The following is a 24,201-nucleotide window of genomic DNA, read 5'->3' on the forward strand; positions in this document are numbered from 1 at the left end:
ACTTTGAGCATTCCTGTTTCATTCTCTACACCCACTTATTCACAGTAATATGTTTTCTAGAAAAACTCCAGTTTTCAAGATGGATGAGGTTTAAACTGAAATAAAGAGCTAGAGCGATGAGAATTGATGATTACAATGCAGCAAAGGCACTTACTGAAAAATTAAAAGAGAGCTTACCAATTAAAGCACGGGCTGGAAAGGAGTTTTTGAAGACATTAAAGCAAAAAGGAGAAAACGCTGATCCAGACAAAGAATTTGAAATTGATTTCGTTGGCTATTCAGGAGATGAAGGTGGGATCATGTGCGGATTAAAAGAGCCAAATAATCCTGAAAGTAAAGAAAAATATGTTTCTTCTATCACTCACTTAAAAATTGACCCTACTCATCCCTTAGCTGCTGAGGTGCAGACTTACCAACGCCAGCGAATTCGTAAGTTAATGTTGCAAGATTCCAGAGGTTTTAAAGCAGAGTTAATGACGATAAAACCGACAAAAAATAAAACCCGTGGCAAAGGTTTTGGGAAGTAATTAACTCCGAAAACGATATTCCATCCGCGCTGGAATTTTTAAGCTTTGAATACCATCAAAATGATAGTATTGACCTCGCATTTGGACATTCTGAATTAAGCTAACTGGAGGCATATTCACAAGATCATAGCTAATTACTTGATTAGTGAACATGATATCTAAAGGATTTAATGGATGGGTACAAGTGAATATACCTTCAGCAATTTTAGGTTTCTGTAATTGTTCAACCGTCACTTCAGCCTTGCTCATCCATTTACCCAAGCGAATCCACTTTGGTAATTTGAGTTCTTTTTGGGAAATGACAAAAAACTCAAATCGACTTTCAGGCGCTAATTCACGGATACGTCCAAATGTTGGGATATTTTTGCTGATTTTATCCATTTTGACATGGTAAGAGAGGTTAGCAAATTTATAAGTGTGCGTCACATAAGCAGAATTTAAAGGACGTGCAGGTGTAATATAAATACCTTGCTGATTGAGAGGTTCTAACTCTCTTTCGTAATGCGGTATATGTTCTGCATCGTAATAGCTGCTTTTTGCTAAACCAAGAGCGTAAGTCAGAGCATAATTATGTAAATATTGCTCTGTTACATAAAGTCTACCTAATTCACGAGTAGCAAAATATAATGGGTCTTGTAAAGTAATGAGAAGACGGTAAATGTGCATACATTATGCTTCCTCATCTTCAGCCGTCTTATTTTTATTCCTTCTACTTCTGCTGCTAGTGTTGCTATTTTCTGGATTTTCTTCTTTAAGAACACCCGATGCTTTTGCATAATTTAAAGTCTCTTCTGTCAATGAATTCATCCATTGTTGGAAACTAGCCTCATCTGCAAGAATAGATTGAGCTTCATTTTGAAGAGATACAAGTGCTTCTTTTGCAATTAATTCATAAAAAACTCCGTCTTCTTGAATTAATTCATTCACAGCTTGTTCGGTAGCTTCTTTGATAAAATCAAGCCTATAAGGAGGTAAGACATCTCCGATAATGTCGTAAATTTTTTGAGTTAAGCGCAAGTTGCTGAAAATTTCGCCATCAGCAAATATTATTGCTACAACCTTATTTCGCATCTGTCCAGTGCGTGTAGTTTGAGCACCGTAACGTTTAGTACGGTACAAATTATTTAACAGATATAAAAAAGTATTTGGTGTTGGGTCGCGTAATGTAACTACGCTGGGAAAAGGAACTTCTGGTAAAACATGGTCTTGTTCACTGAAACGGTTAGTAGTGTCCGTTCCTTGCGTCATAGTTCCATCTTCATAGGGTGCATTCAGCGTAAAAGTTCCGTGGGACTCTTCATATTTGGGAACAGCGTAAGCTGAATCTATAAAAACTTTGGATTTCTCTGAACCAGAATTATCTGCACCACCTTTACCCACAGCATAACCGTAAACAACACAGTCAGGACAAACTCCACAAGGATTTTCATTGTAAGCGCAGTCTTTTTTATGTTGGGTTTTTATGTAGTTGTAAACTTCATAACGCCGCAATAGTTCACGCCCTGTTAAGCGTTCAGGAGTAGTTTGTTTACGTTTAAAAAGTACTAAACGACTAATTAGTTGTGAATTATTAATTCCTGCTCTAACTCTAGCTACATTTAATTCTCCATCAGTTTTAAATACTGCATAAGAGTCAGTTTCTCGCAGAATTAAAAAGTGAGCATATTTGGCTCCAGGAATGCGAGGAATAAATTCTTGAAAATGTTTTTTGTACTGTTCAAACATTAATTTGACTCCTTATTTTCTAAATTTTGTGCTTTTTCTTCAGGTTTTTTGATGTACTGTTTGATATACCAAGCTTCTGCCGCATGACGAATAAGATTGATATTTTGTCTTAGAAGTGATCTTTCAGCCCTGCAATAGTTCTTAAATACTTCTTTGACAAAGTATTGAGCAAAGTCTTCAATCAGAGCTTGACGCTGGCTTTTATCCTTCACTGCTTCCGATGGGATATAACCTTCGTTATTGTTATTTAGTACACCATCTACTAGAGAAAACAAGTAACCCTCTATCATTAATTGCAGGTCACCTTCAGCAGTATTAGGCTGACTTTCTAAGATAACTTTTGCGGCTATATTTAAAGGTCGAAGTCTTGTATAAGCTGAGGAATGTTTACCTGAAGCTCGATAAAAACGAGCATATTTATTCACTAATGCTTCAATCATTTGCATAGGGTTATTACATTGGTAATAATTAATCAAAAGTTGGTAGTAGTTCAACAATTTTGCAGAAACAATAATTGATGGATCATTAAGTTGAGTTGTTTTTTTGCGCTCCTCCTTTTTAATATTTTCGAGTATGCGTTCTGCATAATAGAACACATACAAAAGACTAGTATCCAAAGATTGAGAAACATTATTTAAAGCATTCCATACAGGAAAATTTCTACTATCACGGTATGCTTGAGATGTCAGAGCATACACAGAGAATGCAGCAGGAATAACATTTGTTAACTCATCAAGACGGAAACTAGATTTTCTGATGCTGTGTTGCCAATAGGTATGTACACCATCCAAAACCGCAGTTTCTTTAAAATCTGTTCCTGAATCGTATGGTGGAAGAGTTGAACGACTAGCAACTACTTTAACCCCAAAGGTTAAAGGTGCAATTAGCGTTAGTAGTGCTGGTATATGCCATACTTCTGTATCAGTTGGTTTCTTAAATAACGCTGGAATCCCCAAAAGATAATAGCCGTGCATTTGTCCTTCTAAATATTCCACTTTTTCAAGTCGCCGCTTCTCATTTTCTTTAGAATCAGTACCTACCCTAAAAACATCTGCACGAGGGATATATTTAGGGTTATAACTATGTTTAGCTAATTCTTTATCTAAATCAGAAAATACATTTTGAGCAAAGCTTTTATAGGCTCGATTCATTATGAGAGCCGTTTCTGGTGTGAAGTAATAATCTGGGTAAAGGTGCAGATAAACAACATCATCCTCTGCTTCTAAACTTCGGCGTAAAGAATAACTGCGAAGTAGTTTTTCTACTTGACAAACTGTACAAATGCCACGTAAAGACTCTTTAGAAAGGCTAGTCACTCGCTTGTTGGTATAACTAGAAAATTCCTCTCGTACATCAAAGGCACTATTACAAACAGCACATATTGGTTCACGTTTGCGATTGGCTTTATTACGATGGTAGCGATTTAACTCTTTTTCAAAATCATGTTGTTTATCACTATTGCTGATATCTAATACTTGAGCAATATAAGCATCAAGAAAAGCAAACGCTCTTAATTGTACTGGTTTACCCCATTCTGTGATAACTTGGCGGATAACTTTTATCATTACATTTTCAAGTTCAGCATCATTTAAGCTGCCATTTTTACCGAGATAATGACCAGCTAAAAAATACCAACCATGAGGTACACCGCCAAGAGCAGGTATACGCTGTAAAGCTTCTACATATTCGTTCATATCTAAAGCATTAAGTAAAGCTTGGATAGCCTTCTCTTCACTTACTCCGTAGTATTCTTTGAGAATGTCTACTAATCCTCTGGCTCCTTCTGCTAACCTATCTACCTGTAAATTAGCGGGATAATTCCAATCTAAATTTACTAATTCAGGAAGTAACTTGATTTTTTCTCTTCTCTCACCAGTTACAGGAGTTCGCTTTTCACCAAGTATATTAAAAACCTGACGAATAAGAGTTTCTGCTGCAAGTTCAACATCAGCCACTTCTTTCATATCTGGTTTGCAACTGATAATACCTTTGGGTTGACGAGAAATTAAACTACCCAAACCCTTAGCAGCAGTTTTTAAGATGTGCGATCGCACTATTTCAGCAAGGTTTGATAAATCTGGTTTCTCACTATCCTTTGGTGCAAAATATGTAATGCCATCAGGGAAGAATAAAAAAGCTTTCCATCCAACTTCCCTTGCTTTCTCTAATACTGCATTGTGGATTGTTTGAGTTAATAGTCCTCGGTTTTCTATAGTACGATGATGGCGAATAACATATTTATCCTTTAACCTGCGTCGTACAATTGCCTGAATATTTTCTTGATATAAACTATCTGGACGATGAGCCATAGAAGCTAATAAATCAGCAAAGCGAACAAATTCAGCTAAATCCATCAAATGTTCTGGGGCTAATTGTATTTCTTGGAAGTTAGCAAGAGTCAAATTTGCTCCTCTTGCATCTTCAGCATTTTGAGCAAGAAAAGCTATATCTTGCCAATACTCACCGCTAATAAATTTCCATAGTCCTAAAGTTTCAGCCCAAACATTAAAATAATGATGGTATTTATCCCATTCCTTACCATCCATCCGCACGTTACCTAATTGCGTGAGTACAATTTTATTGAGGTCGTGTAGAGTAACTGCTGCTAAATACAGGCGTTGTTCAAGCTCATCTAAATTTGCTAATTTAACTAGAGTCCAACCACCAACAGCTGCATTTAAAAGGTGTATAGCTAAACTTTGGTCTTTATGTTCAACTAATTTAGTAAGAATCTTGTCTTTTTTCTCTGTTTTGACATTAACAGCTAGTTTTTCAGCTGCTTCTAAACTCATTCCTTTTGCTGGTTTGAGGCTAAAGTAATCAAGAATATTAGGAAATACCTTTTCTATCCAATCTCGCAAAACTTTATCTTCAGCATTATTCAAAGTATCCAATGCTAAAACTACTAAAGGAGGTTCTTTTTCAGGTATAACTGGTTTTCTATAACTATCAGGTAGTAACCAATCAAAATCATCTGTCATCTTTTACTCTCCTGCTATAAATATTTCATTTGTTTTTTGCCAATAAAGAAGACTGTCTAAAAGTAGTGCATCTAATCCAAAAGCCACAGAATATTGTTTTCGACTGAAGTCTATTACTTTGTGTAATTCAAATAAGGCAGGTAATCTATAAATACGACGCAATGCTTTAATATCGTATTTGCTAGGGTCTGCAACGCAAGTTGTAAGAGGTAAACATTTAAGTTGTTCATTTATTTTTTTAATTTCTCTATGCCGACTCTGTATGAAAAATCCCTTTCTCTCTTGTGCTATATTGAGATTTAACCTATCTAAATAATCTATAAAATTTACTTCTATAAGTTTATAGGTACTTAAGTATTGTGTAATTCGTGCATAGAATCCTAAATTATTTTTATAAAAAGGTTCATTTAAATTTCGGCTAATTTCTTGAGCTTCATCTTCTGAAATAAGTTCAAAATCTGTTCCTGCAAGTAAACGTAATAAACTAATACTCCTGACAGCATTTGTATTTGGATCATTAATCCATATATCTAACTGTCCTGCACCTCGAAAAGTCTCCAAATCCTTAATAATAATTTTGTGCTCTTTGAGTTCATTCAGCCTACACCATTTGGGAGTTGCACCAACAAGCCGCGTAGCTTCCTGAGAATAACGCTCAATCAGAGTTTGATATTGATCCTTTTGTTGGCTAAGAAAGCAATATCTAATTGTTGAGAGAACACAACCCCAACGGCTTAAATATCGCTGAAATTCTTGGGGCTTTTGATATACTTTCTCCCTAACAGTTTGAAAAAAACTTTCTCTGTCTACTTCAGTTTTATTGCTATAGAACTCACAAAACTTATCTTTTACCCAATCTGAAACTAAAGCTATTGCTTGGTAAGTAGTAAATCCATCATGTCTTCCTAGTCGGCCTAAACGCTGAATAAATGTACCAGCATCTAAAGATTCATAAATTAAAAAATTTATAGCAAAGTCTACACCTACATCAACTGTGGAAGTTGCAATAATCAATTGTTGATTCATTGCATCTTCTCTAATTTTTGCACCAGTGAGACCTGTATTTTCTCCTATGCTTAAGCCCAAATTAGCATTCTCTAAAGTTCTGACTATTCGCTTGGCAGCAAATACACTGTTAGCAATGATAAGCCCTTTAGATTTAGGATATTGAGAAAAGAATTGCTTGATGTATTCTAACTTTTCAAAAACCCAATTTTCAATTCCCCCATTGTTTTGCTCAGAAGTAACTAAATCTAAATCAACTTCATGTAAAATTCTCCGATTAGTATCACTTCTTTTTAAATCATGCTCATACTCACCCTTAATAATTTTTGGAGTAATTCCTGCTTTATCAAGCACTCTCAATAAAACATTATCTGGGGTAGCAGAAAGAAAAAGAAATTTTCCTGCAAAACGATCTCCTAAACTTGCTCTGTTAAATGCGATACCATCTAGAACATTAGCAATCTGTGGTGCATTAAAAATATGGAATTCATCAAATACTATATAGCGGTATTTATTAAACCAACTTTCAGCTAAACGAGCTTTGTTACCTCCTCTGCGATCATAGTATAAACGATGAATTAAAGTAAAAATGTCAGGGTTGGTTGCGACTATCTTATTATCATTAGCAAAATTTCTTAATGTTTCCAGCTTATTAAAGCCTTCTGCGCTTATATATGAAGCTAATTTAGCTCCTGTGAGTTCTCCTATTTGTAAATCAATATTAAATTCATTTTTCCATTTTCCTATTTGTTTGGCTTGATCGCGAATAAGTTCATTTGTAGGATAGTTAAATAAACCTTGTCCTAGTCCTAATTCACGTTCATAAAATGCTGGAAGAAGAGCAGCTAAAGTTTTACCGTCACCAGTTAGAGCAGTATCAAAGACAACTTGATAAGTTTTTATAGCATCCCAAACTTCTTGTTGATGGGTAACAAGTTTAATATGAGAAACTGAAGTTTGGGAATATTTTGACCATGTGGAAAAGAGTTTTATTTTCATAAATTACTCTCAATTCTGAAAATCGGAGAGAATCTGGCATGGTTACACATACACTAAATTAGTAAGAATCTGCAAAAACATTCCTTATCATCTCCGCACTATAGGCAATACAAGCTAGTATGTCTTCTTTTTCGATGCCTGGATAAGCTTCAAGAATGGTATCAATTGTTTCTCCTGCGGATAAAAGGTCAAGAATTAAAGAAACCCAAATCCGATGTCCACGAATGCAAGGTTTACCAAAACAAATATTTGGGTCTATAGAAATTCGGGAAAATAGGTTATTTTGAACCATAATTTTAAGTTCAAGTATTTGCTGCAACCAATGGTTGCAGTTTGATGGATGAGTAAAAAATCTCTCTAGCTAATTTCTCGCACCATTGGTGCGAGTTGTTTGCTTTACTTAAATAGTGTCCGTAACTGGTTGTTAAAAACTATATTGACACGCAAAATAGAAGTTGACAAGAGAAAATATGTACAAAGTATACGGACATTTTTAATGAATCGAAAAGGTCAATCTATTACACTGTCGATATCAGAACGTGATAAAGCCGAGCTAGAAGCGATCGCTCGTGAATTCGGTATGATGTGGGGAGAGGAGCCTAACATCTCTAAGTTAATTAAAGCGATCGCTCAACGTAAGTTACTCATCGGTAACAATAACGATTGGAAAGAACCACGCATTAGGGCATTACATAGATGTATCAATGCTTTGACAGACATCGGGCAAATTGAACAAGCCCAAATCATTGCGAACTTACTTCTGGAACGCAGCGAACTATCATTACCGCTGCGAGGCGAAATCGAACGTTTCTTAGAGAATTTGCCCCCATCTTGGCGCTTAGAGATAGACCGCTATATATTGCGCGAACAGCCGTTTCAGCTTTCCTATCAGGATGCAGCAGAGCGTGTGTTTAATTTTACTGTTCGCCATGCCAAAATTACACCTCACGAAAAGCGGCTATATCTTGATTGCTGGTGCGAAGAGACAGAAGGAAACTTTGATCTACCAGAACTACTTCACAACTGGAGTTTACGATTAGACAGGATTACAGAAGCTGCTGTCATGCCAATTTCTGGTGAGTGGCGAGCTAATTTAGCTGAGATAGAAGTGGAAATGCATCTATTTGCTGGTTTGGCTTTTGCCTATCAAGCTAAACCAGAAGACAATACTAATGAGTGGCTACCAGATAAAGCGCGAGTCCGGCGAGTCATCAGGCGAGTATCTAGTACCTTTTGGTTTAGCCGCGAAGTCATGCAGTATGCGCCAGATTGTGTGGTGATATCGCCGGAGAATGTGCGCGATCGCCTCAAGCAAAAACTCCTCACCTTATGCCACTTATACGATATCGAAACCAGGGGATGAAAGAATGCCAGAAATTAGCCGTTTTTTCGGAATTATCATCACAATGTACTATAATCGACCATCCACCGCCACACTTTCACGTTCGCTACAATAACCAGAAAGCCATAGTCAGCATCCAAACCCTGGAAATTTTAGAAGGAGAACTGACTCCCAGACAAACGCACTTAACAAAAGTGCAGTTCCATAAGATGCACTCATGTAGCCGTTATCTTTGATTGCCTATAGTCATCTACACTTTGTAGGTGACACAAATGACCTGATAACAAGGTTTCCAGACATAAATTCTGAAAATTAAAGAAAAAAATAATTACTAATTGCCTAAAAAGTCCGGTTTTTTTGGCTATGTGATGATAAATAAAAATAATAGCCTTGAACGTCATGCTTCCTACCGCGAAGGATTACTGAAATTCTTCGCTGCTTTCAGGATGACTACTGAACATCAAACAACATCTGCCGCCAATCAGTTTTTTGCTGGGGATGCTTCTTTGCCACAAAAAAAGGAGATGGAGCTAGATAAAACCGCAACGCGAGAGTCATTAGTCATTAATCCAAGAGAAATACCACGCTCACTCTTTAACGTGGTTTGAATTAGTCCTAATCATTAGTTTTTCCGCCAATAAATGGCGGAGTATGCACCAAAAAACAATGACCAATGACTAATACTTCTCTTCTTAGGCTGCGCCCTAAGCGTAGCTATGTCGCAGGCTTTACGGCTTACCTCGGCTTTGCTCGGCACAAGTCGCTCAGTACAAGTGACTAATGACTAATTAATTAGAAGGCTCAACCACAAAACTTGCTCTAGATGTATCTAAGTAACTATGCTGATAAAGTGTAAAGATGTCACGGTATCTGGGAGTAAATTTTAAAGCAATTGTAAAGCACTTGGTGCCATTTTGGCAGGTTTTTATCTCAAATATGGGATATTAGTAGATTGTACAAATCTCTATTGTTATTCACACACTATCTACGAAAGCTGCTAAGACCAAGCAAATTTGACACAGATAAATTTAAGTAATTTTTGAAGTAGGAAATAATACATGGTATTATCACTGTCTTCTCATAACGTTATCCAGTATCTACAAGACGCAGGTCTGTGTAGCTTAGAAGATGGCGCATCAGACATATCTGAGTTGCCAGGAAGTAGCAATAACAATTTCGATTTACTAGTGACTTTAGCAGATAATCAGAAATTGCTCCTTAAACAAAAACGTAACATCAACAATGATGCGCCGCCCCATGAGTTGTTTAAGGAATGGCTGTTTCACCAATTGCTCCAGCAGTTTCCAGTTCTCAGCAATATTTCAGCGATGCCTACGGCTGTAAACTACGCACCATTAGTAGTGCATTTTGACGAAGAAAATTCTATCCTCGTTCGCAATTACCTGAGTGAATATCTGGAGCTTGCGATATTCTACCACAACAATGAGATTTTTCCACAACAAATTGCTTTTGCGATCGGCACTACTTTGGCGGGACTGCATCGTGCAACCTTCAACCGCCGAGAATATAAGGATTTTATGGCAACTGCTCCCCAAGGAGAGTTTCGCTATGGCTTTTACAATCCGGCGCAAGGGGTAGGGTCAATTGGGCCAGAGATTTTTGGAACTGTTCCCACAGATGCGCTGAAATTCTATGTTCTCTACCAACAGTACGAGAGTTTGGAATCAGCGATCGCAGATTTGGCATATGACTGGAATCCTTGCTGCTTGACTCACAACGACCTAAAATTGAACAACATTTTAGTTCATTCAAGGTGGGAGAAATTAGACAATTGCCTAGTACAACTAATTGATTGGGAAGCTTGTTCTTGGGGAGATCCAGCCTTTGATTTAGGAACTTTGCTGGCAAGCTATTTAGGAATTTGGCTTAAGAGTCTCGTAGTGGACCCCACCATTGAGTTAGAAGAATCTCTACATCTGGCGTTAACACCTTTAGAGATTTTACAACCTTCAATTATTGCCCTAATTAGGGCTTATATAAATGCCTTTCCCATGATTTTGGAATACCGCACTGACTTTATTTTGCGCGTTATCCAATTTGCGGGGCTGGCACTGATTCATCAAATTCAGGATATAATTACGAACCATAAATCATTTAATAATGTTAACATCTGTATGCTCCAAGTAGCTAAAAGTTTACTGATTATGCCGGAGCAAGCTGTACTGACTATTTTCGGGATATCGCAGTCAGAAATCCTGAATCCTGTAGCAAAAATCCATAAACTTTCTCAACCTGTAAAAGAGCAGCAGTTACTTCGCATTTATTACGAAAAAACTCGGCTTCGCGGTTGTTAATGGCAGGTAACAGAACAATTTAAAAGCTGACTTTTAAATTCAATTAGACATTTTGAATTGTTCTGTATGTTCTTTATCCTATGAGAAATCTCAGAAGATTTCTGCCCCATAGTGGTTTCATAATTTGTAATTTTAAAGTTTGAGTTGTAAATGGATTAATGCTAAATTACTCTATCAATCAATCGCTAAATTCTCTATTCGACATTGCTAAAAATATCCAGATTGAGTCAAATTTTTGTATTTACCATCCCAATTATCAACCCTTTGCTCTGCCGACTAAAATAGCCGACAGATTTCAGCACAATTCTGTAGATTTACAACAAAAGTATCTCACTCTATTGCTGCGAAACTTTCTCTATGGGATCTATTACAATGGCTCCCTGCAAAGTACTTTGGCAGTCAATAGTGATAGTACTAATCGCCCGCCAAAGGATAATTTAGCAGATAATTCCATTTTAGAGATTGATTGGAACTTTTACGAGCAATTGCACGAGTGTAATCACGGCATAGGTTACTTTGACCCTCAATGGCAGGTGTTGCGGAAAGAACCTGATGGTACTATGGCGGTGACTAAAGGCGGTTTAACACTTTATGTTGAGCCAGACTGCCATTTAGAATCCAGTAAGAAATCTACCAAAGTGGGTGATATGGTAGCAATCTGGATGCCCAAAAATCGGCTGCAAAATGGCTGTTACTTGGCAGTTAGTAATGTTGGACAGGAACGCCAAAGCAACCCTGATGCTGATTTGGGAGCAGGGCGAATTTACTTTAACTTTACGGCATCTGGTGCGATCGCTCTCATGGAAAACCTGACACTGCAATTGAATGCAGCCTCGATTCCCTTTAGCTTTCAGGTTCTTCACAATCCCTGTGCATACGGACGCTATGATTCGGGGCTACTCTACTTTGAACTCCACGACTATCCAGCAATCCGCACAATCCTTCAGGCTATTTATCTAGAAAATCAATTTCATTTCCAGCCCGAAATCCCCTTGTTTACAAAATTTTTAGCACCAGGATTAGGTTTAGCCGAAGAACCAACCCAAAAATTTGCGGCACAAGAAAGTTTTGGGATGAACCGTTGCCAAATCGTCGCTAATGCTTTATTAGAAGCTTGGCAAAAAGGTAAGAATGCGATGGAGGAACGGATAAGGGTTATTGACCAACACTTTACGCGACACTTAATAGATTTGCAGCGTCCTTATCTTAATCCTAATTCTAAGGATATATATTACCCCCTAAATTGATTGACGGGGATTGAATAATTTTAAATTATCGGTAATCTTACTCAATAACTGTCAATAAACTTACAATAACTTCCCAAACCCTACCCTTGCACTATCTGCGACATAGTGCAACAACATTCATTCTTACTTTATATATATCTACATCAGTATCTACTAGTTTCTAAGCGATCGCGCCAATTGACGATAATAAAGATGGGCTTATGCTCTCATATAGCCTCGCAACTGTACTGTTACCTAGAACTAATGACACAGACCGCAGCGATTACAGAAGCGATTACCACTCTATTGGATGCAGAAAATCGATTCGGTTTCGTCCGCGTTGAAAATGAGCAGTTTTTCCCGGAGTGGTATGAAGGATTACCTGAAATTACAGAAGCGGAAAAAGCTTCTGTGGATGTCCTGCGGCGTAGATATATCTATCACCGTGCCGGAAGTGATTTACTAGAAGGGACAGTAATTTTGTTACTGGTGTCACCAATTCTTGCATTCTCCGGGTTTTACGATCCTCCTTTTCGGATTAAGGCTGAATCATCCGTGGAACTGGTGCTGAATGATGGCGAGGAGATACTGCGCGGACGGATTGATGTTTTAGTGCTGCAAGATCAGTTCTGGGTCATGGTGTTAGAGTCAAAAAAAACCACGCTTTCGGTTTGGTCAGCTGTACCGCAAGCCCTAGCTTACCTGATGGCTAACCCCAACCCCAATAAACCTGTGTTCGGTATGGTGACGAATGGCGACGATATAATATTAGTGAAAGTGACGCAAACAAATACGCCACAGTACGACCTGTCAAGGGTCTTCGCACCGTTTGCATCTGCCAGAGAACTGTACAGTGTTTTGCAAATTCTCAAGCGTATCGGTCAGGTAATCTCTGCTGCGTCATAAGCTCACTTAGGAGAGTCCCGTCCAGGTGGTCAATCTTTCACCCCTGAGTAGCCTTTATTCTAACTCCAGAAAAAATAGGCGAACTGGGAGTTAATAGTTGTGATCGCCAATCTGATTTTTAGTTTGTTCCTCAGAACGATACCTTCTCTACGTTCGCGCAGCGTGTCGCAGACAGACGCTACGCGTAGCTTGCTTGGACGTAGGAATACAGTGAGCTTTCCTACGGAACGCTTTGCGTAGCTTGCTTGTCTAGTAGGGGTACGCTAACGCAAAAGTTTTCGGTCTACTGACTATCGCTGTGGCAACATTTAATGGTATTAGTCAACGTGGATGAGGGCGATCGCTTTCTTCACCTCAGTTCTAGGGGAAAGTAGGTAATCGCATAGCAAATTTTAACCGCACTTATATAAAAAAATAGTGCGACCGTTTGTAAATAGACTTATAGCCTGGAGAAAAAAGGCTGTATTGCCTGCTCCTACAACTTCCCGCTGGTTTTTACGACTATCTATTTGCCGCAGTTCGACCGAAATAAACAAACCGATTATATCATTAGGAGTTGAAGCAATGGTTACAACCGTCAACACAGATATAACTGTTGAGCGTGTTCAAGCAGCTGTAGAAGCCATTCTGAATGTATTGGGTGAACCAGCTACAGAGCAACAAAAACAAGCTATAGAAGCCTTCCACAGTGGTGATAGTGCTACAATCAAACGTCTCTCACTGTTAAACCTTACAGATAACTATCTAAAGTGTTTAGGCTATCTAGTATCAGCCCCCAAACTAACGCCTAACACAGATACAATCTTGGCTGAGAGTGCTCGTAGTGCTGCCGAACACGCTAAAGATGTTGTTCTGGCTACACTTGGCACTGAGTTAGGGAATGCTTTTATTTGATGAGTAAAGGAGCAAGCTGTTTATGGCATTCAGCCCAGATGTGGACGAAAACAGAAATAGGGATTGAAAAGGCTTGATTTTTCGTAGCTTATAAAGTTTTTCTTGGTTAGGTTTTGTCAAAAACCTCGCAGCTCCATTTAAAATTCCACAATTACTGGCACATGATCGCTAGGTTGGGTTAATTTCCTAGGTGCCACATCAATGATGCAACTTTTAGCACGCTCATATAGCACGGGTGTGAGATAGTGATGGTCAATCCGCCAACCTAAGTTGCGACGGAAGGCGGCGGCACGATAATCCCACCAGCTATAATTTCCGCCTTCTGTGGTGAATTTGCGAAAAGCATCGGCAAATCCCAGTGTCAGAATATCCCGTAAGGCTTGGCGTTCTGTATCTGTTGCCATAATGTGATTTTCTGTACTCACTTGTTCGTGAATATCCTTGTCTTCCAGTGCGATGTTGAAGTCTCCGCACACACAAATTGCAGGTTGTGACAGCACGAGCAATCGCAAATACTCGCCTAGTGCTGTCAACCAGCGCAGTTTGTATTCATATTTTTCAGTTCCTACTGCTGCGCCATTGGGAACATATAAATTCACAATCCGAACACCATCAATTACACCTGTAATCACCCGCTTTTGCTCATCCCATTCGGGATGTAAATCTGGCAAAATCGCCCTAAACCCGCTACTTACGTTTAGGAGTGGCTGGCGGCTAATCAGGGCTACGCCGTTATAAGATTTTTGTCCTGATATATAAAGGTTATAGCCCAGCTGCTCAAAAGGCGATCGCGGAAACTCGGCATCCACAACTTTGGTTTCTTGCAAGCAGAGAAGATCAACGGGATTTAGGGTTAACCAATCGTTAACCTGTTCGAGGCGAGTGCGAATTGAGTTGACGTTCCAAGTAGCGATTTTCATTAGTTAGTTATCAGAGTTATTACAAATTACTAATTACTAATTATGTAATTGTTGTACAATCATTTAACATTTATAATTTCTATTCCATTTCCCAATTACGTTTAAACGAAGCTTTAATGACTTGATCCCATTCCATATTTTAGTGTTTTCAGCTACTAAATATTCAATTTTGTAAGTTATACTACAAAATATTCTACTTCATTATGATCCCGAAGACAGATGCAACAAGTAATTGATTGGTTATAGGTTAGAAGCATAGCTCAGTGTTAACTTTTGCCGATAGTCCGTTAGATTTGTCGGTAGCAAATTTGCGCTACGGTTAACCGTTATTGCGCTTTTGGTAGCCTGTTAGGTTAATTTAAATGTCAAAAGAGTAAGTACAAATGCTCTGTTCTCATACAATAATGATGCAACTCATTATATTGAGAACAATTTCATAGACTGAACCGAAAAAACTTATGAAAATCGCTCAAGTCGCCCCCTTATGGGAAAGGGTTCCACCTCCTAATTATGGAGGAATAGAACTGGTAGTGAGTCGCTTGACTGATGAACTTGTTCGTCGCGGTCATCAGGTAACTTTGTTTGCCTCTGGCGATTCTCAAACTTTGGCTCATTTAAAAGCAGTTTATCCATGTGCATTGCGCTTAGACCCAAATGTCAAAGAGTATGTAGTGTACGAAATGCTGGAACTGAGCGAAGTTTACCAAGGTGCTGCCCAATTCGATATTATCCATTCTCATTTAGGGATTTCGGCATTACCTTTAGCGAGTTTGATAACAGCAACTTCTACAGTGCACACCCTGCACGGTAATTTTACAAAAGACAACCGTCACGCATTTAGCTACCACCAAAAGCAACCATACGTCAGCATTAGTAACTCGCAGCGTCAAATCGATCTTAATTATATTGGCACGGTTTATAACGGAATTGAGCTAGCAGATTACCCATTCGTAGCCCAACCGTCAGAACCCCCATATTTAGCTTTTTTAGGTCGTTTTTCGCCAGAGAAAGGGCCACAACATGCGATCGCTATTGCTAAACAGAGTGGTTGGCGCTTGAAGATGGCAGGAAAGGTTGATTTAGTAGACTCTAAGTTTTTTGAACAAGAGATTGTCCCCTATATAGATGGTCAGCAAATTGAATATCTAGGCGAAATTAACCACGCCGAAAAGGCTGAACTTCTGGGCAATGCTGCCATAACTCTTTTCCCCATTAACTGGCAAGAACCTTTTGGCTTAGTAATGATTGAATCAATGGCAACTGGTACACCAGTGATAGCCATGAATTTAGGCTCCGTACCTGAGGTGATTGCCCACGGTAAAACAGGTTTTATCTGCAAAAGCTATGCAGAAATGGCGGCAATGATTCCCCTAGCTTTGGAACTCAATCGTCAAAACTGTCGAAAATATGTGGAAAACAACTTTAGCGTTAGCCAAATGGTTAACGGATATGAAGCTGTTTACAGACAAATTATTAAAGACCGCATAGAATCAAATGGCCGCATTCATGCAGCTAACATCGAGTTTTAATCAACTGCTTTTTTATCCAGCTTAAACAATAACTTTTTTTAAGGAGAACATTGGTTATGAGTACGAGAGCCAACACCTGTCCATGCTGCGGTGGTTCCCTGTTGCGTCATGCCCGTCATGGTGAACTATATTGGTTTTGCCTGTCGTGCCGACAAGAAGTACCGCTATTAACTGTTACTCGCTTGCCTAATGTGGAAACTCGGAACACCGGAGTGATTCCTCAGCCAGTGGTGAATTCCTAGTTTTACGGCATTTGAGATTAATAAAAGCCTACTAGAAATCAAGACTAATTTATTTAAACCTATCAACTATCTTCAACTGATAAAATCGGATGGAGCCAATTGATAGGTTTAAAGCTTTGTTAGCAGCATTACTTTATGGTCAAAAAGATTTACGCTTAGAGAAAGTTGCTGACCCCACTCCGGCGGCTGGCGAAGTTGTGATCCAAGTGGGGGTAGCAACAACTTGTGGTACAGATTTGAAAGTCTGGCGGCGTGGTGGTCATGCCAAGATGTTGATACCGCCGACGCTATTTGGTCACGAAGGTGCTGGGCGAATTGTTGCCTTGGGTGCAGGTGTGACTGGTTGGCAAGTGGGCGATCGCATCGTCGCTAATAATTCCGCCCCATGCTGCCGTTGCTTTTTTTGTCAACGTCAAGAGTATTCATTATGTCCGAATCTGACCTGGAATAATGGAACTTTTGCCGAATACCTGAAGATTCCCGCAGCTATAGTACAGCATAATTTGTTACAAATTCCCGATGAGTTGCCGTGGGAATTGGCAGCGATGACGGAACCTCTAGCTTGTGTGTTGCATGGTGTAGCCCGTTCTAACGTCAAAGCCAAAGATCAAATAGTCGTCTTAGGAGATGGGGCGATTGGGCTGATGTTTGTGGCGGCATTGAGTGGTCAAGCTGAGGTGTTGCTGTGGGGAGGTAATAACCACAGGCTAGAAATTGGTCAGAAATTGGGTGCAGTCCAGACCTTTAATTATCATCAAATCCCGGATATTCCCAGTGTGGTGAAAGAACTTACCCAAGGATGGGGCGCAGATGTAGTGATTGAAGCAACTGGTGTACCAAGTGTTTGGGAAACTGCGATCGCCTGCGCCCGTCCTGGTGCAACAGTCAACTTATTCGGTGGATGTCCACGAGATACCAGCATTACCGTGAATACAGAACAGCTGCACTACAGCGAACTTACTATTAAAGGTGTGTTTCATAATACACCAGAATATGTGCGGGAGGCGCTGGCACTGATCGCTAGTCGCAAAATTCCCTTTGAGTTACTTATTAGTGAACAGCGGCCATTAAAAGATTTAGAACAGGTGTTTTGTGAGATGAAGGCGCGTCAGGTTATTAAGGTAGCGATGATTCCTTAGCTTTTTGCAGGGTACAGCAGATGCTCTGGGTCTAGCCAAACAATGTAGGAAATCTGGACACCAGAGGATCTATAATTTTGCTGAGTGAGGAAGAATTAGCAAGTGCGATCGCCACTCAATCTTCTTCTAAGTGCCCACCCTATAAAAATTGCAATAAAGCAACAGTTAACTACGAACTTTGGTAAGGATTTTTTGAGAATAAAACGAAGCCGATTCTTCGTTTTTGGCACAATCTTGGGCAAACTTAATCAAATGGTGTCCGACAAGTCCAACGTGAATCAAGTTTTCAATATCACCCGCTTTCAGGGCTGGCTTGGCCATTTTCCAGAAAGTCTGACGATAGTTACTAAATATGCCTATCCGCAGCAAAATATTCCCTAAATAAGTTAAACCTTTGCGAATATTAGCCCTAGAAGTGCGAGCTGGGCTGTTTGGTACTTTGATGCGGTTTGGGTAGGTGTGTTCCATATTGTAGGCGAACCGCTGATATAAAAATTCTGGCTCATAAGCTGTTGTAATGCAGCGCCGCCACATCTCAATAACTTGCTCGTAGGGCATCAAAAATTCAACATTTGATTCGCGGCTTTCATCAAAGACAATTCGTCCTTCTGCTTCTAACCTCCGCCATAAAGGAGTTCTAGGTAATGCATGAAGGAGGTTAATTGTCAACATGGGAATTTGGGATGCCCGCATAAATTCGATAATTCGGTCTGCTGTTTCTGGTGTATCTGTATCTAACCCAATGATGATTCCTGATACTACTTCCATGCCATAGCTATTTAAAATCTGAATCGCTTTTAAAATCGGTAGACTTAGATTTTGGTCTTTGGAAATAGCATGGAGAGCATTTGGTTCAGGTGTTTCAATGCCGCAAAAGACTGTGCAGAAATAAGCTTCGCGCATCATCTCTAGCAATTTTGGACTTTGAGCTAGGTTGAGCGTTGCTTCACAGGCAAACTGGATAGGATAACCATTGCGCTTTTGCCAGTCAATCAGGTGAGGAAGCAACTTCATAGCGGCGCGGCGATCGCCAACAAAGTTATCATCGACAAAATAGACTGCCCCCAAATTCCCAGATTGTCGCATTGCATCTAGCTCCGCAACTACTTGCTCTGGTGTTTTCATCCGGGGATTGTTGCCGTAGAGTTCTGGAATATCACAAAACTCGCAGCGATAAGGGCAACCACTGGAAAACTGGACATTTGCCAGGAAATAATCATTGATATTCAGCAAATGATAAGCTGGAGTGGGAAACTCTGTTAGGGGCAAACGTTCCTTAGTTTCAAAGCGAATTTGCGCTTGGGGACGTTCCAGATTTTGGTCGAGATATTCGATCAGGTGATCATTTGCATCTCCCAATTCACCCAAACTTAAAATATCAAACTCAGGATAATATTCTGGACACCCAGATACGGAGGGGCCACCCACAACTGTGATTTTGCCGGCTCGATGGGCAAGTTCATTAATTTGATTAATTTGTGGTTTTTGAATATGCATTCCACTGACAATCACCACATCAGCCCATTGGTAATCAGCCCTAGTTGCTGATTTGACATTCTCATCAATAAACCGCACTTCCCATTCTTTAGGTAAGTAGGCAGCCACAATTAAAATACCTTGGGGTGGCATAAAAGCCCGGACATTACCCATAAGTGGATATGCGTGATGAAAAGTACCAAAAGAGCGGCTGTATTTAGGAAAGATACACAGAATGCGTCGATGGTGCGAAGGAACGTAGCGGGTTCCTTGAGTGACAGGAGCGGTTTTAGAATCGGTCGCTACATGAATTTGTTTATCCAAAGACTTTATATTCACAGTCATCGCAAATTTCACCCCGGAAAACTAAGCAGCTAATTTAACAATCTACTGGCAGAATCAAATGTAATTCCAACTAGCTTACCGTGATATTTCAGAAGTTTTTAACTGTAAGATAGAAAACTTACCCTAGAAGCGCAGCCTAAATTGGTCTGCAAACAACTATCTTGAAAATAGGGCATGGGGCATGGGGCATAGGCGTCTATCATGAATTTGATTTATTTTCTTTTACGTTCTTCGTGGGGGATGGTAGCGATCGCGATCGCTACCGGATTCCTGAGTGGTGGTAGTAGTGCTGGCTTGATTGCCCTAATTAGCCGTGCTGCAAGTAGCAGCTCCACTTCCCGCCTCACATCCATAATTTGGGGTTTTGCGGGGCTGGCAATGGTTGCTTTGATTACCAGTATCATTTCCCAAGTGATGCTGATTCGCCTTTCTCAGAATGCAGTTTTGCAATTACGGATGCGTTTGAGTCGTCAAATTCTCGCTTCCGAGTTGAGTCATCTGGAACGCTTAGGGAATTCTCGATTATTGGCAACTTTAACAGAAGATATTCAGGCGGTTGCCAATGCTGTTTATCAGCTGCCTTTCATCTTTATTAATTTAGCGATCGTCCTGGGTGGTATAGCATATATAACCTGGCTCTCTTGGTTAGTACTGCTGATGGTTTGTGGTGTTACAGTAGTAGCGATCGCTAGTTGTCAGTGGCTACTCAACAGAGGCGGGAAATTGCTAGCCCTAGCTCGTGAAGATGAAGATCATCTGTTTAAACATTTTCGCACCATTACCGAAGGAGTCAAGGAACTCAAGCTAAATTATAGGCGGCGTCAAGACTTTTTAGAAGAAAAACTGCAATCAACTGCTAACGAATTTCGTGATCACAACGTTAACGGTCTAACCCTTTTTGCCACAACTTCAAGCTGGGGTCAACTCGTATTCTTTTTTGCCCTCGGTTTTGTACTGTTCGCGCTGCCTAATCTGCTTACCATTAATCCTCAAACTCTCTCTGGCTACATTTTGACCTTGACTTACTTGGTGTTACCAATGGATAACATCATCAGCAAACTTCCCCTATTAAGCAAAGCCAGCATTGCTTTGCAAAAAATTGAGTCACTGGGTTTATCTCTAGCTAGTCGAACTGAAATATCGACTGTTCCACCTGCCCTTAAATCTGACTGGCACAGCTTAAAATTTAAAAGTGTTACCCACACTTACTACACAGATCAAGAAGACAATAGTTTTATCTTTGGCCCCATCGACTTAACACTGTATCCTCAAGAATTAGTCTTCATTGTCGGCGGTAATGGTAGTGGTAAATCTACATTAGCGAAACTAATTACTGGACTATACATCCCTGAAAATGGCGAAATTTGGTTTGATAACGAGTTAATTAGCGAACAGAACCGAGAATGGTATCGCCAGCATTTTTCCGTGGTATTTTCCGATTTTTATTTATTTGAAGAACTTTTAGGATTAAAAAATTCTCACTTGGATACTCAAGCCACAAAATATTTAAAACAACTGCAACTAGAGCATAAGGTGAAAGTTGAAAATGCACAACTTTCTACTACTGCTCTTTCTCAAGGACAACGGAAACGACTAGCTTTACTCACAGCCTACTTGGAAGATCGACCAATTTATCTATTTGATGAGTGGGCAGCTGATCAAGATCCAGTATTCAAAGGAATATTCTACACTCAACTACTGCCAGAACTGCGATCGCGGGGTAAAACAGTGCTGGTGATTAGCCACGATGATCGTTATTTTCATTTAGCAAACCGAATTATCAAACTTGACTATGGACAAATAGAGTACGACAAAACTTAACCCAAGCGGATTGGGATAAACGACTTACTTATTTGATTTATGAGAATTGCAACCTCCAGCTTTCCGACTTTTTTAAGAAGTCGGAGAGCTTCTTTCTCACAAATGATTCAAGATTGCTGTAGTTTTTTCAAGTTAAAATCTGAAGGTAGTGCGGAGCCAAGCAACTACACTATCAGGATTGTCAGCATCAAAGTCAGGTGCAGTAATCCATATTACACCGGGTGTGATCGCAATATTGTCATTAAGTTGATATTGGTAAAAGCCCTCAATATGTAAGGAGGTATCTTTGTCTACTTGACCAGCGCCCGCTCCTAAATTTACGTTCTTACTCAGACTAGTCAACTTTGGCTCCATGCCCACAAAAATACCTCCCAAACTACCTTTGTGGAATAAATCGGAAAATGATAGTCCGGCACCCCAGTCCCAGACTTCTGCATCACCACGCCCTAAGTAACGGTGCGCGGAATAACCTACCCATCCATTTAATGCCACAGATGGATTAATCCGATAAAACGCTTCTACACCATAAGTATTCGCTAAAGTTCCTGTTCCAGCCACGGTGCTGTTTGCTAAGTTACTGCCGATAACTGGACCGAAGTTTGTGCCAGTTAGACCTGTAGTGTTTGGTGGACTATAAGTATTGGCGTAAGTCAAAGCCAGCCGGAAATTACTCTTGGGGCTATTGTATAGTAATTGTCCTAGAGCTACATACCTGCCTGCAAATAAGCCATTATTGTCTGTAGGATTGTTACCGTTAATCGAGGTGTACTCCAACCCTAATTGAAATTGTTTACTAAAGTCATGGAGAATGGCGATTCCGGCTCCGGTATCTCCGTAGTCATAGACCATATTTCGCCGCGAATATCGTGAGATCCCATTAGCTGCTGACCCTTCAAAATACGGGTTGATGGTTCCACTCAAACCTAGTTCAAAGACTCCATCAGACTGAGCAAAAACATTAATTGCAGTATTACTACCAGCTAAAAAACGATAGCGGAGGCCAGAGAGGTAAAATTGATTGTTGGGGAAAAGTGGACTGGCGTTATCAGAAGTTCTGCCATCATTGGTTCCAAGTATTCCACTTCTTGTTCCTCCTATAGAGGCAATATTTCCTCCTGTGAGTGCTATCCGCAGTTGATCTGTACCGGTGAAACTGGTGTTTAAGCGCAAAGTAACCCGGTCTTGAAATGTGAAGTTGTGGGGTGCAGGTTGCTTGGTGACGACATTATTGCCTGCCACAACTCCTCCAATCACAGTCTCGACTTCACCAATGAGTTTAGTTGTGGTGGAAAACTGCTGTGCTTGAAGAGTTGCTGTTCGTGCTTCCAACGAATCTACTCTCCCTCGCAGTTCGGCTAGTTCTGGCGCAAATTGATTTTGGAGTTTTTGCAATGTTTCTAAATCTTCTTTTCTCAGCAGATCGCTGGTTCCTGCACTTACTAACTCATTGATTCGAGCCAGCGCTGCATTTAGTCCCGCCGCAAACTCGTAACGAGTCATTGCCCGATCACCTTGAAAGGTTTGATTGGGATAGCCTGCAATCACCCCATACCGTTCCACTAAAGATTGCAAGGCTTGAAACGCCCAATCAGTAGGTTTGACATCTGATAACTGCGAAACAGAAGTTACCTGTTCCATTGCTGTATTGTCATCTGGCGATCGCACTTGATGCCTGCTCATTGTGGGATCGGTAGTCTTAAAAGTAGGTAATCGTTTAGGTATAGGTGAGAGTAATTGTGAAACAGGTGTAACTTTCTCAGCCACAAAATTGTTGCGATCACGAAAAAATACAGGCAACTGCCCAGAAGCAGGAACAAGGGTGGTATCACTCACAGTAGATGCAACAGATTCAGGTATATTAGCCTGACTTTTTGCAGGATTAATAACTGAAATAATTGAAATATTTACCAAAAAAAGTAAGCACAATCTAAACCTATAATTCCAGTGAACAATCGACATGACTCCTCAACCTTAAAAGTGAAAAAACTGACTAAAAATTGAACAGCAAAAACCGCAGAAATATTTATCACAATACTTCTACTTAAATGCCAGATTATTTACTAGCAAATATCTAGCTGGCTATATATCTGAAATCTCAGAGTCTCAAACCAGCAATCCAGTGATTGAATATGAAAGGAAAGAAAATCGCATTTGATTATTTTTTATTTAAATACTGTAACCCGATAGGTTTACAGTACTTTGGCAACCTATTTTTGCATAGAGACTTGTAAAATGCAAGTATCGTTACTTTAGGACAGTAAATTTTAATTCAAGATTTGCCATGCCCAAATTGCCAGCATCGTACTGGTAAAAAGGTGCGTTGCCTGATTTACACAGCACTATTTTGCGATCATTCTGGCAGCGAACAAGACTAAGGTGGTTACTTTGCGTCTTGAAAGGTAAATAACACTAGTACTGCAAGGCGGAAGTCACTCATTCAAAAGTCAAAAGTCACGCATAATTGTATTTCGGGCTTTTGCGCCATTTGAAATGGTATGTTTATTTCCGCCGTATTGTACTACTAGCTGTAACCCGCAAAATAATTGCTTTCCTCAACAACACAGATATTGTTAACAGTGATGTTTATAATGTCAATTGCTGTTTAAAAGTGAACTACGTACATAATCTCTATATCATTTTTGTATCAATATTATCTCAATATAATTCTCTGTATAAAATAATTATCTGTAACAGCAAAAAATTGTCAAGCTTTTATCAAGTCATATCTTCTGCCTCGCTAGTCGCCAAAAATTAAAAAATTAACTCAACTTTAAAGGCCAGCAGAACAGAGTTATTCCACTTCGCTGAT

At 39.7% G+C, this 24,201-nt stretch carries 20 protein-coding genes; 12 read left to right on the forward strand and 8 right to left on the reverse strand.

All coding sequences use genetic code 11. From position 1 onward, the window contains the following. Positions 1 to 116: 116 nt before the first annotated feature. Complete coding sequence (locus V7L29_RS19040; protein WP_334736485.1) at positions 117 to 527, forward strand: hypothetical protein; 411 nt, start codon at positions 117 to 119, stop codon at positions 525 to 527. On the opposite strand, the gene cas5d is transcribed toward V7L29_RS19040, so the two are convergent. Genes cas5d through V7L29_RS19065 form a run of 5 tightly spaced genes read right to left on the reverse strand, consistent with a single transcriptional unit; the run spans position 528 to position 7,529 of the window. Then, positions 528 to 1,193: a type I-D CRISPR-associated protein Cas5/Csc1 gene (cas5d, locus tag V7L29_RS19045; RefSeq protein WP_334736486.1), complete on the reverse strand. Its 666-nt coding sequence runs from the start codon at positions 1,191 to 1,193 to the stop codon at positions 528 to 530. It lies immediately after the preceding gene. A 3-nt stretch (positions 1,194 to 1,196) separates the two neighbouring features. Beyond that, positions 1,197 to 2,252, reverse strand: coding sequence for a type I-D CRISPR-associated protein Cas7/Csc2 (cas7d, locus tag V7L29_RS19050; protein WP_334736487.1), 1,056 nt, complete (start codon positions 2,250 to 2,252; stop codon positions 1,197 to 1,199). Next, entirely contained in the window at positions 2,252 to 5,233 is a 2,982-nt protein-coding gene (gene cas10d, locus V7L29_RS19055) for a type I-D CRISPR-associated protein Cas10d/Csc3 (protein ID WP_334736488.1), read from the reverse strand. The genes cas7d and cas10d overlap by 1 nt, the downstream gene beginning before the upstream one ends. 3 nt (positions 5,234 to 5,236) lie before the next feature. Continuing rightward, the gene (gene cas3 / locus V7L29_RS19060; protein ID WP_334736489.1) at positions 5,237 to 7,237 is read right to left on the reverse strand and encodes a type I-D CRISPR-associated helicase Cas3'; all 2,001 of its coding nucleotides are present in this window, start codon (positions 7,235 to 7,237) and stop codon (positions 5,237 to 5,239) included. A 58-nt stretch (positions 7,238 to 7,295) separates the two neighbouring features. Beyond that, the gene (locus V7L29_RS19065; RefSeq protein ID WP_334736490.1) at positions 7,296 to 7,529 is read right to left on the reverse strand and encodes a DUF433 domain-containing protein; all 234 of its coding nucleotides are present in this window, start codon (positions 7,527 to 7,529) and stop codon (positions 7,296 to 7,298) included. A 204-nt stretch (positions 7,530 to 7,733) separates the two neighbouring features. On the opposite strand from V7L29_RS19065, the gene V7L29_RS19070 reads away from it, so the two are divergent. The 7 genes from V7L29_RS19070 (at position 7,734) to V7L29_RS19100 (ending at position 13,920) form a co-directional block, all read left to right on the forward strand. Further along, positions 7,734 to 8,600, forward strand: a complete 867-nt coding sequence (locus V7L29_RS19070) for a WYL domain-containing protein (RefSeq protein ID WP_334736491.1) — start codon at positions 7,734 to 7,736, stop codon at positions 8,598 to 8,600. Beyond that, a complete protein-coding gene (locus V7L29_RS19075; protein WP_334736492.1) occupies positions 8,597 to 8,815 on the forward strand; it encodes a DUF4160 domain-containing protein in 219 nt (72 codons plus the stop codon). Before V7L29_RS19070 ends, V7L29_RS19075 begins: the two co-directional genes overlap by 4 nt. Before the next feature lie 99 nt (positions 8,816 to 8,914). Further along, positions 8,915 to 9,187, forward strand: a complete 273-nt coding sequence (locus V7L29_RS19080; RefSeq protein WP_334736493.1) for a hypothetical protein — start codon at positions 8,915 to 8,917, stop codon at positions 9,185 to 9,187. A 450-nt stretch (positions 9,188 to 9,637) separates the two neighbouring features. After that, the gene (locus V7L29_RS19085) at positions 9,638 to 10,894 is read left to right on the forward strand and encodes a phosphotransferase (RefSeq protein ID WP_334736494.1); all 1,257 of its coding nucleotides are present in this window, start codon (positions 9,638 to 9,640) and stop codon (positions 10,892 to 10,894) included. A gap of 158 nt (positions 10,895 to 11,052) precedes the next feature. Further along, complete coding sequence (locus V7L29_RS19090; RefSeq protein ID WP_334692491.1) at positions 11,053 to 12,141, forward strand: T3SS effector HopA1 family protein; 1,089 nt, start codon at positions 11,053 to 11,055, stop codon at positions 12,139 to 12,141. Between the two features lie 243 nt (positions 12,142 to 12,384). Further along, the gene (locus V7L29_RS19095) at positions 12,385 to 13,026 is read left to right on the forward strand and encodes a type I restriction endonuclease subunit R (RefSeq protein WP_334736495.1); all 642 of its coding nucleotides are present in this window, start codon (positions 12,385 to 12,387) and stop codon (positions 13,024 to 13,026) included. A gap of 564 nt (positions 13,027 to 13,590) precedes the next feature. Further along, positions 13,591 to 13,920: a hypothetical protein gene (locus V7L29_RS19100; RefSeq protein WP_334692489.1), complete on the forward strand. Its 330-nt coding sequence runs from the start codon at positions 13,591 to 13,593 to the stop codon at positions 13,918 to 13,920. A 137-nt stretch (positions 13,921 to 14,057) separates the two neighbouring features. Here V7L29_RS19100 and xth read toward each other — a convergent pair whose 3' ends face one another. Further along, complete coding sequence (xth, locus tag V7L29_RS19105; protein ID WP_334736496.1) at positions 14,058 to 14,840, reverse strand: exodeoxyribonuclease III; 783 nt, start codon at positions 14,838 to 14,840, stop codon at positions 14,058 to 14,060. Positions 14,841 to 15,298: 458 nt separating this feature from the next. Between xth and V7L29_RS19110 the strand changes: the two genes are divergently transcribed. The 3 genes from V7L29_RS19110 (at position 15,299) to V7L29_RS19120 (ending at position 17,750) form a co-directional block, all read left to right on the forward strand. Beyond that, positions 15,299 to 16,369 (forward strand): glycosyltransferase family 4 protein, encoded by a 1,071-nt coding sequence (locus tag V7L29_RS19110; RefSeq protein ID WP_334692487.1) that lies wholly within the window; start codon positions 15,299 to 15,301, stop codon positions 16,367 to 16,369. A gap of 56 nt (positions 16,370 to 16,425) precedes the next feature. Beyond that, positions 16,426 to 16,611 carry a hypothetical protein gene (locus V7L29_RS19115; protein WP_334692486.1) on the forward strand — a complete coding sequence of 62 codons (186 nt, stop codon included), beginning with the start codon at positions 16,426 to 16,428 and terminating at the stop codon, positions 16,609 to 16,611. A gap of 116 nt (positions 16,612 to 16,727) precedes the next feature. Then, positions 16,728 to 17,750 (forward strand): zinc-dependent alcohol dehydrogenase, encoded by a 1,023-nt coding sequence (locus V7L29_RS19120; protein ID WP_334692507.1) that lies wholly within the window; start codon positions 16,728 to 16,730, stop codon positions 17,748 to 17,750. Between the two features lie 165 nt (positions 17,751 to 17,915). Here the strand turns inward: V7L29_RS19120 and V7L29_RS19125 are convergent, their stop codons facing one another. Further along, positions 17,916 to 19,571, reverse strand: coding sequence for a B12-binding domain-containing radical SAM protein (locus V7L29_RS19125; RefSeq protein ID WP_334736497.1), 1,656 nt, complete (start codon positions 19,569 to 19,571; stop codon positions 17,916 to 17,918). 201 nt (positions 19,572 to 19,772) lie between these two features. Here V7L29_RS19125 and V7L29_RS19130 point away from each other — a divergent pair, with 201 nt between their 5' ends. Continuing rightward, positions 19,773 to 21,392, forward strand: coding sequence for a cyclic peptide export ABC transporter (locus tag V7L29_RS19130; RefSeq protein ID WP_334736498.1), 1,620 nt, complete (start codon positions 19,773 to 19,775; stop codon positions 21,390 to 21,392). Positions 21,393 to 21,524: 132 nt separating this feature from the next. Here the strand turns inward: V7L29_RS19130 and V7L29_RS19135 are convergent, their stop codons facing one another. After that, a complete protein-coding gene (locus tag V7L29_RS19135; protein WP_442944218.1) occupies positions 21,525 to 23,351 on the reverse strand; it encodes an iron uptake porin in 1,827 nt (608 codons plus the stop codon). Between the last annotated feature and the right edge of the window lie 850 nt (positions 23,352 to 24,201).

Origin of the sequence: Nostoc sp., from assembly GCF_036916575.1 — a bacterium.
Classification (GTDB): Bacteria; Cyanobacteriota; Cyanobacteriia; order Cyanobacteriales; family Nostocaceae; genus Nostoc.

Excerpts from the sequence above, each read along its gene's own strand:
- V7L29_RS19070 (WP_334736491.1), top strand. The coding sequence starts at position 7,734 with ATGAATCGAAAAGGTCAATCTATTACACTGTCGATATCAGAACGTGAT.
- V7L29_RS19085 (WP_334736494.1), top strand. The coding sequence starts at position 9,638 with ATGGTATTATCACTGTCTTCTCATAACGTTATCCAGTATCTACAAGAC.
- V7L29_RS19115 (WP_334692486.1), top strand. The coding sequence starts at position 16,426 with ATGAGTACGAGAGCCAACACCTGTCCATGCTGCGGTGGTTCCCTGTTG.
- V7L29_RS19065 (WP_334736490.1), bottom strand. The coding sequence starts at position 7,529 with ATGGTTCAAAATAACCTATTTTCCCGAATTTCTATAGACCCAAATATT.
- cas10d (WP_334736488.1), bottom strand. The coding sequence starts at position 5,233 with ATGACAGATGATTTTGATTGGTTACTACCTGATAGTTATAGAAAACCA.
- V7L29_RS19100 (WP_334692489.1), top strand. The coding sequence starts at position 13,591 with ATGGTTACAACCGTCAACACAGATATAACTGTTGAGCGTGTTCAAGCA.
- cas7d (WP_334736487.1), bottom strand. The coding sequence starts at position 2,252 with ATGTTTGAACAGTACAAAAAACATTTTCAAGAATTTATTCCTCGCATT.
- cas5d (WP_334736486.1), bottom strand. The coding sequence starts at position 1,193 with ATGCACATTTACCGTCTTCTCATTACTTTACAAGACCCATTATATTTT.
- V7L29_RS19130 (WP_334736498.1), top strand. The coding sequence starts at position 19,773 with ATGAATTTGATTTATTTTCTTTTACGTTCTTCGTGGGGGATGGTAGCG.
- V7L29_RS19090 (WP_334692491.1), top strand. The coding sequence starts at position 11,053 with ATGCTAAATTACTCTATCAATCAATCGCTAAATTCTCTATTCGACATT.
- V7L29_RS19125 (WP_334736497.1), bottom strand. The coding sequence starts at position 19,571 with ATGACTGTGAATATAAAGTCTTTGGATAAACAAATTCATGTAGCGACC.
- V7L29_RS19110 (WP_334692487.1), top strand. The coding sequence starts at position 15,299 with ATGAAAATCGCTCAAGTCGCCCCCTTATGGGAAAGGGTTCCACCTCCT.
- V7L29_RS19040 (WP_334736485.1), top strand. The coding sequence starts at position 117 with ATGAGAATTGATGATTACAATGCAGCAAAGGCACTTACTGAAAAATTA.
- xth (WP_334736496.1), bottom strand. The coding sequence starts at position 14,840 with ATGAAAATCGCTACTTGGAACGTCAACTCAATTCGCACTCGCCTCGAA.
- V7L29_RS19135 (WP_442944218.1), bottom strand. The coding sequence starts at position 23,351 with ATGTCGATTGTTCACTGGAATTATAGGTTTAGATTGTGCTTACTTTTT.
- cas3 (WP_334736489.1), bottom strand. The coding sequence starts at position 7,237 with ATGAAAATAAAACTCTTTTCCACATGGTCAAAATATTCCCAAACTTCA.
- V7L29_RS19095 (WP_334736495.1), top strand. The coding sequence starts at position 12,385 with ATGACACAGACCGCAGCGATTACAGAAGCGATTACCACTCTATTGGAT.
- V7L29_RS19075 (WP_334736492.1), top strand. The coding sequence starts at position 8,597 with ATGAAAGAATGCCAGAAATTAGCCGTTTTTTCGGAATTATCATCACAA.